The 13,497-nt window shown below is 59.2% G+C and carries 8 protein-coding genes; 6 read left to right on the top strand and 2 right to left on the bottom strand.

The window, feature by feature from the left end; translation table 11 throughout:
* Positions 1-146 precede the first annotated feature (146 nt).
* Entirely contained in the window at positions 147-3,773 is a 3,627-nt protein-coding gene (gene recC / locus HZS52_RS12870) for an exodeoxyribonuclease V subunit gamma (protein ID WP_190372918.1), read from the top strand.
* A gap of 8 nt (positions 3,774-3,781) precedes the next feature.
* Here recC and HZS52_RS12865 read toward each other — a convergent pair whose 3' ends face one another.
* Positions 3,782-4,717 (bottom strand): Rpn family recombination-promoting nuclease/putative transposase, encoded by a 936-nt coding sequence (locus HZS52_RS12865; protein ID WP_138801637.1) that lies wholly within the window; start codon positions 4,715-4,717, stop codon positions 3,782-3,784.
* A 32-nt stretch (positions 4,718-4,749) separates the two neighbouring features.
* Positions 4,750-5,931: a nicotinate phosphoribosyltransferase gene (gene pncB / locus HZS52_RS12860; RefSeq protein ID WP_190372917.1), complete on the bottom strand. Its 1,182-nt coding sequence runs from the start codon at positions 5,929-5,931 to the stop codon at positions 4,750-4,752.
* 120 nt (positions 5,932-6,051) lie between these two features.
* Between pncB and HZS52_RS12855 the strand changes: the two genes are divergently transcribed.
* The 5 genes from HZS52_RS12855 to HZS52_RS12835 all read left to right on the top strand — a co-directional run bounded on the left by HZS52_RS12855 (position 6,052) and on the right by HZS52_RS12835 (position 13,494).
* Positions 6,052-6,345: a nucleotidyltransferase domain-containing protein gene (locus HZS52_RS12855; protein WP_041158177.1), complete on the top strand. Its 294-nt coding sequence runs from the start codon at positions 6,052-6,054 to the stop codon at positions 6,343-6,345.
* 104 nt (positions 6,346-6,449) lie between these two features.
* A complete protein-coding gene (locus HZS52_RS12850; protein WP_190372916.1) occupies positions 6,450-6,758 on the top strand; it encodes a nucleotidyltransferase family protein in 309 nt (102 codons plus the stop codon).
* Between the two features lie 55 nt (positions 6,759-6,813).
* Positions 6,814-10,686 carry an exodeoxyribonuclease V subunit beta gene (recB, locus tag HZS52_RS12845; RefSeq protein ID WP_190372915.1) on the top strand — a complete coding sequence of 1,291 codons (3,873 nt, stop codon included), beginning with the start codon at positions 6,814-6,816 and terminating at the stop codon, positions 10,684-10,686.
* A 32-nt stretch (positions 10,687-10,718) separates the two neighbouring features.
* Positions 10,719-13,010 (top strand): exodeoxyribonuclease V subunit alpha, encoded by a 2,292-nt coding sequence (gene recD, locus HZS52_RS12840; protein ID WP_190374918.1) that lies wholly within the window; start codon positions 10,719-10,721, stop codon positions 13,008-13,010.
* Positions 13,003-13,494: a hypothetical protein gene (locus HZS52_RS12835; RefSeq protein WP_022522677.1), complete on the top strand. Its 492-nt coding sequence runs from the start codon at positions 13,003-13,005 to the stop codon at positions 13,492-13,494. Before recD ends, HZS52_RS12835 begins: the two co-directional genes overlap by 8 nt.
* The last annotated feature ends 3 nt before the right edge of the window (positions 13,495-13,497 follow it).

Raw genomic sequence — 13,497 nt, 5'->3', positions numbered from 1 at the left:
ATATCCAACTTATATGCATCATATTTCCATCATAGCAGTTCTCAAACAGGACGCTAGGGTTTCAAGCTTCAGAACTAAACTTATGGCACCATACACTTAGCCGCTCCGCCCCTGCCGTGAAGGAACCATCCATTAAGGAATCGTGCATGTCTGCAAACTCGCTGCTCTCGCAAACGCCGTTAACGCCGGGCTTTATGGTGGTACATGCCAATCGCCTGGAAGATTTGCGCGGCTTGGCGGTGGAGTGGATGCGCCGACATCCGCTCTCGCCGCTAGAGAACGAGACCATTCTGGTACAGAGCAACGGCATTGGGCAGTGGCTAAAACTGGCGCTGGCGGAAGGCCCGGCCCAAGGCGGTGCGGGCATAGCGGCGGCATTGAACGTCACCCTGCCCGCGCGCTTTCTATGGCAGGCCTACCGCACGGTGCTGACTCACTTAACGCACGACGCCCACGCGGTGCCTGAAACCTCGCCGTTTGATAAATCGCGGTTGATATGGCGCTTATTGCGCCTGCTGCCCAGCCTTGCCGAGCAGGAAGCTTTTGCTCCGCTGGCACGCTTTTTAGAAGTGGATCGCGACCAGCGCAAGCACTACCAACTGGCCGAGCGGCTGGCGGATCTATTCGACCAGTACCAAGTGTATCGCGCCGACTGGCTGGACGCCTGGGCCAAGGGCAACGATGTACTCATCACCGCCCGGGGCGAAGCCCGCCCGCTGGAAGCACACCAGCTGTGGCAGCCAGAGCTATGGCGCGCGCTGCGCGATGATGTGGCTAATAATCTAGGCGAGGCAGGCCTTAACAGCAGCCGTGCCCAGGTGCACAGCCGCTTTCTAGAAGCCGCCGTTCAGCTTGAAGGCCAAGCGTGCCCACCCGGCCTGCCCCGGCGATTGATTATTTTCGGCATCTCATCGCTGCCGCAACAGACGTTAGAAGCCCTGGCGGCGCTGTCGCGCTGCTGCCAAATCGTGCTCTGCGTGCACAACCCCTGCCAGTACTACTGGGCGGATATCATCGAGCACAAAGACCTGCTCCGCGCCAGCCGCTACCGCCAGCGGCGCAAGGCAGGCATGCCCGACGCCCTGGACGTACTCGGCACCGGTGATGCCGACGACGCCCTGCATCTGCACGCCCAACCGCTGCTGGCCGCCTGGGGCAAACAGGGGCGCGACTACCTGCGCCTGCTCGACGAACACGACGACGCGGGCAACTACCAAACGCTATTCGAGCAGCAGGCGCTGCGCATCGACATGTTCGAGCCGTTCAGCGGCGAAGAGCGCAACTGCCTGCTCAGCCAGCTACAAGACGATATCCGTGAGCTGCGCCCAGTGGCGGAAACCCAAACCCACTGGCCCGCGCTCGCCCCCGCCAGCGACGACTCCATCGTGTTCCATATCGCCCACGGCCCCCAGCGGGAAGTGGAGATCCTTCACGACCAGCTGCTGGCGGCCTTCAGCGCCGACCCGGATTTGCGACCGCGGGATATCATCGTCATGGTGCCGGATATCGACCGCTACGCGCCGCACATAGAAGCGGTGTTCGGCCAGTACCGCTCCACCTTCGGTGGCTATAATGCGAACGCGAGACCCGACGACCCGCGCTACATCCCTTACACCCTTTCGGATCAGGCCAGCCGCCACCGCTTGCCGCTGATGATTGCGCTGGAAAAACTACTGCGCCTGCCAGAACTTCGCCTTTCAGTGAGCGACCTGCTGGATCTACTGGAAGTCCCCGCGCTGCGCACACGCTTTGGCATCGACGAGCACGACCTGCCGACCCTCAGCCGCTGGATCGAGGGTGCAGGCATCCGCTGGGGGCTCAATGCCGAGCAGCGCACCCGGCTGGATCTACCCGAAGGGCTAACTCAGAACACCTGGGCCTTTGGCCTGCGCCGGTTGCTACTGGGGTATACGGTGGGAAGTGCAGAGGCGTGGCAAGGCATCGAACCATTCGATGATATTGGCGGGCTGGAAGCCTCTTTGGCAGGCCCGCTGGCAAATCTGCTGGAAAAACTGGAAAGCACCTGGGAAACCTTCTGCCAGCCCACCGACGCCGCCAGCTGGGTGGCCCGGCTGCGTGAACTGCTGGAAACCTACTTCTTGACCGACGACGCTCAAGAGAGCGTCATGCTCACCAAGCTGGAAACCGCGCTACAGCAGTTGTTGGACAGCACCGAAGAAGCCGAGCTTTTTGACCTGCTGCCGCTCTCCATGGTGCGTGAACACTGGCTAGGGCAAATCGACGAACATAGTCTTTCCCAGCGCTTCCTGGCGGGCGCGGTCAACTTCGCCACCCTCATGCCGATGCGCGCCATTCCGTTTAAGCGGGTGTGTTTATTGGGCATGAACGACGGCGAGTACCCCCGTTCCCAGCCGCCGCTGGACTTTGACTTAATGGGCAGCGACTACCGCCCCGGCGACCGCTCACGGCGGGAAGACGACCGCTACCTGTTTCTGGAAGCGCTGCTCTCCGCCCGCCAACAGCTCTACATTAGTTGGGTGGGGCGCAGCCAGATCGACAACAACCCCATGCCGCCCTCGGTGCTGGTCGGCCAGTTGCGCGACCACCTGGAGGCGGGCTGGCACACGCAAAACGGCGAGCCGCTGCTGGAAGCGTTAACCACCGAGCACCCGCTGCAGCCGTTTAGCCGCCGCTACTTCTCTTCCCACGCCAACGACTCCCCCGCCCAGGCGCGGCTATTCACGTATGCACATGAATGGCACGCCCTGCACACCCCAAGTGGCGAAAGCAATAAAGGCTCAAAATCACCAGAGCTTAAGGCGGACAGCGAACAGCAGAGCACGCTAACCCTGAACCAGCTAGGCAGCTTTCTACGCGAACCCGCCAAGGCGTTTTTCAACACCCGCCTGGGAGTCTATTTCGAGCAGGAGGAGCTTACCCAGCTGGACGTTGAACCCTTCACCCTGGACGGGCTACAGAACTGGCAGTTGCAGGATCAGCTAATCGCCGCCCAGCGCCAAGCGGTGGATAACGGCCTGCCGCGAGTGGAAGCACTGCACGCAGCACTGGAACGCTTTAAAGGCCAGGGCGTGCTAGCCGTGGGTGCCTTTGGAGAGAGGATGCGCGAAGCGCTGGCAGAACCAATGGACGCCCTGTTTGGCGCCTACGAAGAAGCGTTGCAAGAGTGGCCGCAAGTAGTGGCGGTGCCCCAGGCAGTGCATGTTGAAAGAGTTGAAGGAAAGGTAACGCTGGAAGATTGGCTGGGAGAACTTCGCCAGGATGACGCAGGCAATCGCTGCCGTCTGCTACTGCTCAGCAGTAGTTTAATCAGCCAGGGGCGTGGCCGCGGTCAATATCGCTGGCAGCACCTGCTACGCCCTTGGGTCGCCCACTTAGCGGGCAATGCCAAACACCCGATGACCACCCAGCTACTCTCAAAAGCAGGCCATGTGCGCTTGGAACCGTTAGAAGCCGAGAATGCCCGCTACCAGCTACAAAACCTGCTAAGCGCCTGGTGTGATGGCATGCAGGCCCCGCTACCGCTGGCTCCGCAAGCCGCTTTCGCCTGGCTGGCCAAACAAGGCACGCCGGAATTGGAAGCCGATAGCGCAAAGGAGAGCGACGCCTACGCCGCCGCCGAAACCGCCTACGAAGGCGGCCGCTTTCAAACCGGCGAAGTCGCCCAAAGCGCCTACCTCTTCCACCAATGGCCAAGCTTTGAAAAGCTATTCAACGAGCGTGCCCTTGGCCACAGCTTCGCCACGCTGACCGATGCGCTCTATGCGCCACTGCACCGATCAGTGAAAAATTAGGGCTTACCTTATTCAGCGTGGTTTTGAAGGCGCTTAACATCATCAATAGGCAACCCCGTCACCTTGGCTACAAACTGGGGATCAGCCCCCTCTTGCAAGAGGTTCCGAGCGGTTTCGATTTTACCCTCGATTTTGCCTTTGGCTTCACCTCGCGCTTCACCTCGGGCTTCCAACTGGGTGGCAATGGTCATAAAGGTATCTCCTATAGGCTGGGGCAAGCGATGGCTCTCTTCAATCAACTGATCAAGGTCAATCACGTTGCCTGTTCCTACCACATAGTTTAGCAAGGTAGCGATGAAATCCAACTGCTGGCGACTGTGCTCGTCAAAGCTCGCGCAGTCACGCAGCCATTCCATCAGGTAAGGATCGATGTGCGGTTCGCGAATGTGCTTTAGTACCCGAGCAACCAAGCCTATCCACTGCTGTTGTTTTAGCGCTTTGTCATCAAGCTGATTTACATCCACTAATGGTATTGGCCCCTGGAACAGCGTCTCCATTAGCCCCAGCGGATCTTCAAAGCAGTCAGCAAGATCCATTGAGTAGGGGTAGGGTGTTTGACGGCCGTGGTAGAACACCAGTGCATGAACCGGTGCCAGGGGTTCCTTGGGGCGCTGCTTCAACTGCTTGGTCAGCATCCCAAACAGATAATGCCCGATACGCACGGGCATGTGCGGGTCGGGGCTTGACTGATGTTCGACCAATACAGCTAGATACGCCGGTTGCCCCGCTAATTGACAACGGTACACCAGGTCGGAGACGGTTTCTCGCAGGGCTGAATCGAGGTGGCTATCATGCTCCAGCTTAAGACTGCCTAAATCCAGGGCGGCGCTAATTTTCTTGGGTAAATAATGTTGCATGAACCCCTGCGCGACGGCGTGGTTTTCCATCGCGCTACGAAAGAACCGATCATGAGGATTATGGGGTGGTTTGGAGGTATCAGCCACAAGCGGTTTCCATGTTTCGAACAGATTAGAGGCTAAGCATTCTTCCCATTCAGCGACAAGATGCGCTTCGCCAGCGAGATCATCTCCGGGTCGCCGGTGTTTTTTTCCGCCACGTCGGAAAGCTTGATCACCGGCAGCCAGCCCTGCCCTTCCGGGCGCGCCTCGACCATCTTGATCACCATGTTCATCGGTTCAGCGCCTACATCGTTGGTGAAGTTGGTGCCGATACCAAACGCCATGCCGATGCGACCTTTGCAGAAGGCATGTATCCGCTCGACCTTCTCCGGTGTTAGCGCGTCGGAGAAGATAATCGTCTTGCTTAGCGGGTTGATGCCCAAGCGCTCGTAGTGCTCGATGGTCTGGGAAGCAAACTCGATAGGATCGCCGCTGTCGTGGCGAACGCCATCGAACAGCTTGGCAAATTTCTTATCGAAGCTGTCGTAAAAGGCCCGCGAGGTAAAGGTATCCGTTAAGGCAATCCCAAGATCCCCCCGGTACACATCCACCCAATGCTCCAGGGCCAGACTATTGGCCATTTTGAAGCCGAAGCGGGCACCGTGGAACATAAACCACTCGTGGGCGTGGGTGCCGATCGGCTTAACGCCGTGGCGCATGGCCATCAGCACATTGCTGGTGCCGCTGAAGGCCTCACCGCCATGATGGCTAAGCGCACCGACCACCCGGTCGTGAACGTCAGAAGAGAAGCGCCGCCGGGTGCCAAACTCAGCGATTTTCAGCCCTAAACGGCGGTACAGTTCGATCTTCTCCTGGGCGTGCTGCTCAATCATCGCATCAGCGTCAGGCGTTATCGTCACGCCACGCAGCCGATACCAGAGCTCGCTGATCAGCGCCATCAGCGGCACTTCCCAGAGAATGGTGCGGTACCAGGGCCCTTCAATGATCACCGAAAGATCACTCCCCTGCTGCTCTACAATCACCTCGCTGGGGTTGTAATGAAACCCGGCAAGGAAATCGAGATACGTAGGGTCGAGATAAGGGCACGTTATTTCGAGATAGCGCTTCTCCTCATCGCTCAACCGTAGCGATGCCATCTTATCGACTTCGCGGCGAAGTTCGGCGCCAAAACCATCAGGAAACGCGTGCTCGCCACGATTGATAAAGGCGTAGCGCGCATGGGCATAAGGAAAGCGTTTGATCACGGCATTCTGCATCGTGATCTTATAGAAGTCATTATCCAGCAGCGATGTCAGCATGAGATCCCATCGTTAGAGTGAACCGAAGCCGCCGGTAGCGTAAACTAAAATGCACCTAAAGTGGCTCGGCGATAAGATTATCAGGTGGCGGGGCTGTCATACAGTTAAGGAGCTGACTTCATGCGTATTACCCAAACACATCGCGCAATCATTCTTTCTGGTGTGAGCGAGTTTATTGGTGATTCGGTGGAAACTCATGTGTTTGGTTCAAGGCTAGATGATTCAAAGCGAGGCGGCGGCGTTGATCTACTGTTGATCTCCCAGACAGCGATACCGCCACAGCCGTGTGCTGAACTCAAACAAATACTCGAAGAATACCTCAAACTGCCGGTGGAAATTGTCACCTATGTATCGACTGATGAGCCAAGCCCCACCCAAGCGAGAGTCTTAGCCGAAGCGCGCCCGATTGGCTAGGAAGCGTAAACTGAATATTCCAAGAGTGACTTAGCGTTAGGTTATTAGGTGGCGGGGCTGTCATATAGTCAGTGCTAGACTTTAACAAGCAAGGAGCTGTCTTCATGCGTCTTACTCAAGCACAGCGCACCGCCATTCTTTCAGGCGTGCACGAATTCATGGGCACAGATGTCAACGTTCATGTGTTTGGCTCGCGTCTTGATGATACAAAGCGAGGGGGCGATGTGGATCTACTGTTGATCTCCCAGACAACGATTCCGCTGCTTGCTTGTGCCGAACTCAAAATGGCACTCGAACAACGCCTCCAACTGCCTGTAGATATCGTGACCTATGTCTCGACGGCTGAACCCACACCCTTCCAAGCAATAGCCTTGGCACAGTCGAGCCCGATTGAAAATGAGGAAGCGGCATGAGTCAGTTGTTCACCGCTAGGCAAGATTTTTCCGCTGAAATTGACAGTATCTTCTTATGAGCCAGCCCGCACCCCTCAATCCATTGAGCCTCCCGCTCCACGGCAGCCGACTAATAGAGGCCAGCGCAGGCACCGGCAAAACCTTCACCATCGCCCTACTCTACGTGCGGCTAGTACTCGGCGGTCACAGCGTTGACGACGACACCGCGTTTATCCGCCCGCTCACGCCACCGGAAATCCTGGTCGTCACCTTCACCAACGCCGCCACCCAAGAGCTACGCGAACGCATCCGCAACCGGCTGGTAGAAGCAGCAGAAGTATTTCGAGCTGAGGACGTAGAAGGAGGGGCGCCGGGGGCAAGCCGTAGTGGAGGTCATTCAACAGGGATGTTGAATGTAGCGCCCACGGATGGGTTCACAGCGCCTCCACGTAGGCTTGCCGCCGGGGAAGCCCCGGTTGCACTAGATCCGTTGCTCCTAGAACTCCGCGACCAATACGCCCCTGCCACCTGGCCCGCCTGCTCACGGCGCCTGGCGCTGGCCGCCGAGTGGATGGACGAAGCCGCAGTTTCCACCATCCACAGCTGGTGCTACCGCATGCTGCGCGAACACGCCTTCGACAGCGGCAGCCTGTTCTCCCTCAACCTGGAAAACGACCAGCGCGAACTGGAACAGGAAGTGGTGCGCGACTACTGGCGCAGCTTCTACTACCCGCTGGACAGCGACGCCCTCGGCATTGTCACCCGCTACTGGAAATCACCGGACGACCTGCACGCCCCGCTGCAACGGCTACTGCCCGAAAGCGAAGCGCTAGGCGACGCAAAGCCCGCGCCCAGCGAGACCCTGGCCGCCACCCAGGCCGAACGCGCCGCCCAGCTCAGCGAACTCAAAGCCCCCTGGGCCGCCTGGCTGGACGAACTGGTGCCCGCCCTGGAAGACGCAGCCACGCGCAAAGCCTTCAAGGGCCAGAGCTTCAATGCCAAAAGCCGCGCCAACTGGCTAGGCGCCCTACGCGAGTGGTGCGAAACGGATGCCGACCGCCCTGCGCTCACCGACGCCGCCTGGAAACGCATGACGCCCGACGGCATGGCCGACATCTGGAAAGACGGCGCACCGCCTTGCCCGCAAGCATGGGAAGCGCTGGCACAGCTACCGGCGGCACTGGATGCCCTGCCCGAGCCGCGCAACGACCTGCTGATTCACGCCGTACAGTGGTGCCGCGCCCGGCTAGAGCGCGAACAGGAACGCCGCGCCGAGATGGGCCCCAACGACCTGCTTATCCATCTGGATCGCGCCCTGAAAGGCCCCAACAAAGCGGCCCTGGCCGCGCAGATTCAGCGCCAGTTCCCCGTGGCACTGATCGACGAGTTCCAGGATACCGACCCGATCCAGTACCGTATTTTCAACGCCGTGTATGACGTCGCAACGCCCCGCCGCGACAGCGCTATCCTGCTGATCGGCGACCCCAAACAGGCGATCTACGCCTTCCGCGGCGCGGATATCTTCACCTACCTGCAGGCCCGTCATGACACCGATGGCCGACACGTCACGCTGGGCACCAATTTCCGCTCCAGCCGCGACATGGTGGCAGCGGTCAACCACTGCTTCAGCTACGCCGACCAGCATGATGCCGGCGCCTTCCTGTTCCGTGCCGATGGCGGCGACAACCCACTGCCTTTCAACCCCGTTAACGCCAAAGGCACCAAGGAGACGCTGGTACTCAACGGCAAGCCCGTAGCAGCAATGACCCTGTGGCCACTGGAAAGCGAAGAGCCGCTCTCCAAAACCGCCTACCAAACGGAGATGGCCGAGCTCTGCGCCTCGCACATGGCCGCCCTTTTGGAAGCAGGCCGCCATCATCAAGCGGGCTTCGCTACTGAAGACGATAACGGAGAACAATCACTCACTCCGCTGGCCCCCTCGGACATGGCCGTGCTGGTCAACGGCCTACAGGAAGCGCGGGCGATTCGACTGGCGCTGGCCAGCCGAGGCATCAAGAGTGTCTACCTTTCCGATCACGACAAGGTGTTCAGTTCCCCCATTGCCCCGCAGCTGGCCATTTGGCTGCGCGCCTGCGCCGAGCCCCAAGCCAACTCCCGCCAGGCGGAAGCCAAGCTGCGCGCCGCCCTGGCAACATCAGTACTTGGGCTGAGCCTTGAAGAACTCGACCACCTCAACCAGAGCGAGCTGGCCTGGGAAGCGCGGGTCGAGCAGTTCAGCGACTACCACCGCCTGTGGCAGCGCCAAGGCGTACTGCCGCTGGTGCGCCGATTAATGGTCGATTTTGATATCGCCGCACGGCTGCTGGGCGAGTTCGCCGAGGGTGAGCGTTTGCTAACCGACCTGCTCCACCTGGGTGAAATGCTGCAGCACGCCAGTCAGGAACTGGATGGCGAACACGCGTTGATTCGCTTTCTAGCCGAAGCCATTGCCGACCCGGATAGCCACGGCGACAGCCACAAGCTGCGCCTGGAGAGCGACGCCGACTTGGTCAAGGTAGTGACCATTCACAAATCCAAGGGGCTGGAGTACCCGCTGGTGTTCCTGCCGTTTATCGCCAACCACCGCCCGGTCAGCGACACCGACCTGCCGCTGCGCTGGCACGATAGCGAAGGCACGCTGCAACTCAGCCTGAGCGCCGATGAAGCAACGCTAGCCACCGCCGACCGAGAACGCCTGGGTGAAGACCTGCGCAAGCTTTACGTCGCGCTCACTCGCGCCCGCCACGCCACTTGGCTGGGGCTGGCGCCGCTAAAAGGTAGCGAGAACAGCGCCATCGGCCACCTAATCAACGGCGGCAAGGCCATTGCTCCCAGCGCGTTTACTCAAGCGCTAGGTGAACTGGTGGAAGGCAGCGATATCGCGCTAAGTGCCGCCCCGGAACCCACCGCGCTGCGTTTCACCCCGGCGCCGGAACAGCAGGCGCTGGGCCATGCCCGCACCCCGCTGCGCCCCGCCCGTGAACAGTGGTGGATCGCCAGCTACTCAGCGCTGCGCACCTCAGGGGCTGTCTCGGAAGCGATGCCCGGCGCGGCCCTGCCAACGCCCACGCCGGAACCCACCACCCCCCAGGAAGCCACCACCCTGGAAGTGCTGGACGAGCCCCACGACAACGCCATCAACACAGAAGCGTTTCACCTGCACCGGTTTCCGCGAGGGCCTGGCCCCGGTACCTTCCTGCATGGATTGCTAGAGTGGGCGGGCCAACTGGGCTTTAACACAGCGCTAGAAGACCCCGCCGCCCGGGAAGACATGCTGCGGCGGCGCGTGCAGCTGCGCGGCTGGCAGGCGTGGCACGACACCCTGGCGGGCTGGCTAGAAGAACTGCTCGCCACGCCGCTTCCCTTGCCTCTATCTCTGTCACTGGCCCCGTCACAATCCAGCGAGGGCAGCCAGGTGGCGCTATGTGAACTCGAAAGCTATCAGGTAGAACTGGAGTTCTGGTTTGCCGCGCACCAGGTACTAACGCGCAAGCTGGATGAGCTGGTCAGTGACCACTTACTGCCAGGGGTATCACGCCCCGTATTGGATGCCGATACCCTCAACGGCATGCTCAAGGGCTTTATCGACCTCGCCTTTGAGCATGAAGGCCGCTTCTATGTGCTCGACTGGAAATCCAACTACCTGGGTAGCGACGACAGCGCCTACACCACCGACTCCCTGCGCGATGCAATGCTCGAAAAACGCTACGACCTGCAAGCGGCGCTGTATATGCTCGCCCTCCACCGGCTATTGAAAGCGCGCCTGCCCGACTACGACCCGCACCAACATTTGGGAGGCTCGATGACAGTATTTCTACGCGGCAGCCGCACCGCCGCCCGTGGCGTACACGCCGTGCCTGCGCCGGTCGCGCTGATCGAAGCGCTGGATGCCCTCTTTACCGGCACAGCGGCAGAAACTGCAGCACCCCATCAGGAGGCAGTCGTATGAGTAAGCGTGACTTAGCCTCCAAGAACGGGCCTATGAACCTCGACCTGTTCGCCGATGACGCACCGCCCGCAGCGGTTGATCCAACGGCATCGGCAGCACCACCGACAGAATCAGCCGCCAGAGCTACCCAACCGCACCCCGCGCTAAGCGATACCGCCGCGCTATTCCTACTGTGTGAACGCTGGGTTTCCCGTGGCTGGCTGCGGGACCTGGATCAGGCCCTGGTGCGCTTTCTCGACCGTGAAACCCAAAACGCCCCGCCGCTGCTACTGCTCGGCGCAGCGCTAGCCAGCCACCAGCTCGGCCGTGGCCATGTTTGCCTGGATTTAGCCACCACCTTGGAAGCGCCGGATTTTGCGCTTTCGCTGCCGCCGGAAGGCGACGACCTGAACGACCCGCCGCCGCTGCCCAGCCAAGTGCTAGCCACGCTAACGCTGCCCGAATGGCAGGCCGCGCTCAACCACCCCACGCTGATCAGCGACGGCCCCGGCAATACGCCGCTTGTAGTAAGCCACAGCGTCAACACCAGCAAACTCTACCTGCGACGCTACTGGCAGTTCGAGCAAACGCTACACCAGGAAATCGCCGCTCGACTTAGCGTGGATAGCTCTGTACATAGCTCTAGGAATAGCTCAGAGGAATCACCGCTACTCAAAAGCGCGCTGGATGCGTTATTCCCCGCTACCGGCACCCTGAATTGGCAAAAGAACGCCTGCGCCCTGGCAGCCCGCAGCCCCTTCGCGATCATCACCGGCGGCCCCGGCACCGGCAAAACCACCACCGTGATGCGCCTGCTGGCCTTGCTACAAACCCTGCAACTGGCCCAGCCCCACGCCCACCCGTTGCGCATTCGCCTAGCCGCCCCCACCGGCAAAGCCGCCGCACGGCTGAATGAATCCATCGCCGGGCAGGTGAAAGACCTCCCCCTAAGCGGGTTGGAATCTCTATTAGATGGGCACTCAGCCGCTGACTCCTCGAACGCAATCGACATTCCGACGGAAGTGACTACGATCCACAGGCTACTTGGCGCCCGCGCCGACACCCGCCATTTCCGCCACAACGCCGCCAACCCGCTGGCGCTGGATGTGCTGGTGGTGGATGAAGCCTCGATGGTGGATATCGAAATGATGACGGCGCTGCTCAGCGCCCTACCCGCCAGCGCCAAGCTGGTGCTGCTGGGGGATAAAGACCAGTTGGCATCCGTAGAAGCAGGTGCCGTGCTGGGCGACCTGTGCCGTCGCGCCGACGCCGCCCACTACACACCCGCCACGGCGCAGTGGCTAGCCGAACTCACCGGCCACCCGCTGCCGGAAACATTAATCGACCCCAACGGCCAGCCGCTGGATCAAGCCATTACCATGCTGCGGGTAAGCCACCGCTTTAATGCCCAAAGCGGCATCGGCCAACTCGCTCAAGCCATTAACCAACCGCTAAGCGAATCACAGAGTGAACGGGAGAAGCACCAAGCCGTGCATGGCGTGCTGAATAACGGCTATGCCGACCTGCACCACTTAGTGTTAAAGCCAGATGCACAAAACGAAGACAGCGCCCTGGAGCGCCTAGTAATCACCGGCAGCCCGGAACGTTTCCCCAACGCAGGCGAAGGCCGCACCAATTTCAAGGGCGAGCCGATTGCACCGCCCACCGGCTACCAGCACTACCTGAGCACCCTAGCGAGTGAACGGCCCGGTACGGCGCTAGCGTTTGAAGAGAACGGCGACGCTTACGATGGCTGGGCGAAGCAAGTACTAAAGGCTTACAGCCGCTTTCAGCTGCTGTGCGCGCTACGCAAAGGCCCCTGGGGGGTAGAAGGCTTAAACCTCCGAATCGCCAAAACCCTGCGCCGCGAAAAGCTGTTGTTTGGCAACGACCACTCGTTAGAAAAAGGCTGGTTTGAAGGCCGCCCGGTACTGGTCACCCAAAACGACTACGGCCTGAAACTAATGAACGGCGATATCGGCATTACCCTCGCCGTGCCTGATCCCCGCACTCCTGGTAGGTCGCTTTTACGTGTAGCCTTCCCAACCAGTGACGTAGACAACCCGATTCACTGGGTGCTGCCATCCCGCCTCCATGCGGTAGAAACCGTGTTCGCAATGACGGTACACAAATCCCAAGGCTCTGAGTTTCAGCACACCGCCTTGCTGCTACCACAAACACCCAACCCAATCCTCACCCGCGAGCTGGTCTACACCGGCATCACCCGTGCCCGCGATTGGCTAACAGTGATCGAAGCCAAACGCGGGATATTGAATGATGCGGTGACGAGGGAGGTTATGAGAGTTAGTGGGGTGGACATCACAAGGGGTTGCATAAATGAATAGTTTTGTTATGTCAACCTTATCAACTGTGGTAGGTGGCATAGCACTTGCGCTATTATTCTTTATTATAAAAGAGAAATTATTTCCATTAATTGAAATATCAGATCACTGGGAATTAACAACAACCACGCAAAAAACAAAGAGAAATCCTTTTAAAAACATGAAGATAAAATATGACCTTATTCTATGGCGCGAAGACAAAGTAATAAGAGGGACTGCAGAAAAATTCTTTGAAATATCGCAAACAGGGCATAAAACGTATTATGGAAAAAACAGAAAAAGAGGTAGAATTGAAGGTTATATAGAGAAGAACTATTTTTCTAAAGACAGGATAATTATAAATATGACTCTTGCTGACTTTGGCCGTGAATCAGACTACCTTTTTATGCTAACTGTAAAAAACAAAAATCTCGCTCAAGGTCGATTTTACTCAATGGTGGCAGAACAACATGGCCACGTGGAACTCACAAGAAAGGGCGAAGCATAGAAT

This window comes from Vreelandella titanicae (assembly GCF_014697095.1).
Classification (GTDB): Bacteria; Pseudomonadota; Gammaproteobacteria; order Pseudomonadales; family Halomonadaceae; genus Vreelandella; species Vreelandella titanicae.
This window is presented reverse-complemented; position numbering and strand designations above follow the sequence as displayed.

Excerpts from the sequence above, each read along its gene's own strand:
- recC (WP_190372918.1), top strand. The coding sequence starts at position 147 with ATGTCTGCAAACTCGCTGCTCTCGCAAACGCCGTTAACGCCGGGCTTT.
- pncB (WP_190372917.1), bottom strand. The coding sequence starts at position 5,931 with ATGCTGACATCGCTGCTGGATAATGACTTCTATAAGATCACGATGCAG.
- HZS52_RS12855 (WP_041158177.1), top strand. The coding sequence starts at position 6,052 with ATGCGTATTACCCAAACACATCGCGCAATCATTCTTTCTGGTGTGAGC.
- HZS52_RS12850 (WP_190372916.1), top strand. The coding sequence starts at position 6,450 with ATGCGTCTTACTCAAGCACAGCGCACCGCCATTCTTTCAGGCGTGCAC.
- recB (WP_190372915.1), top strand. The coding sequence starts at position 6,814 with ATGAGCCAGCCCGCACCCCTCAATCCATTGAGCCTCCCGCTCCACGGC.
- recD (WP_190374918.1), top strand. The coding sequence starts at position 10,719 with ATGAACCTCGACCTGTTCGCCGATGACGCACCGCCCGCAGCGGTTGAT.
- HZS52_RS12835 (WP_022522677.1), top strand. The coding sequence starts at position 13,003 with ATGAATAGTTTTGTTATGTCAACCTTATCAACTGTGGTAGGTGGCATA.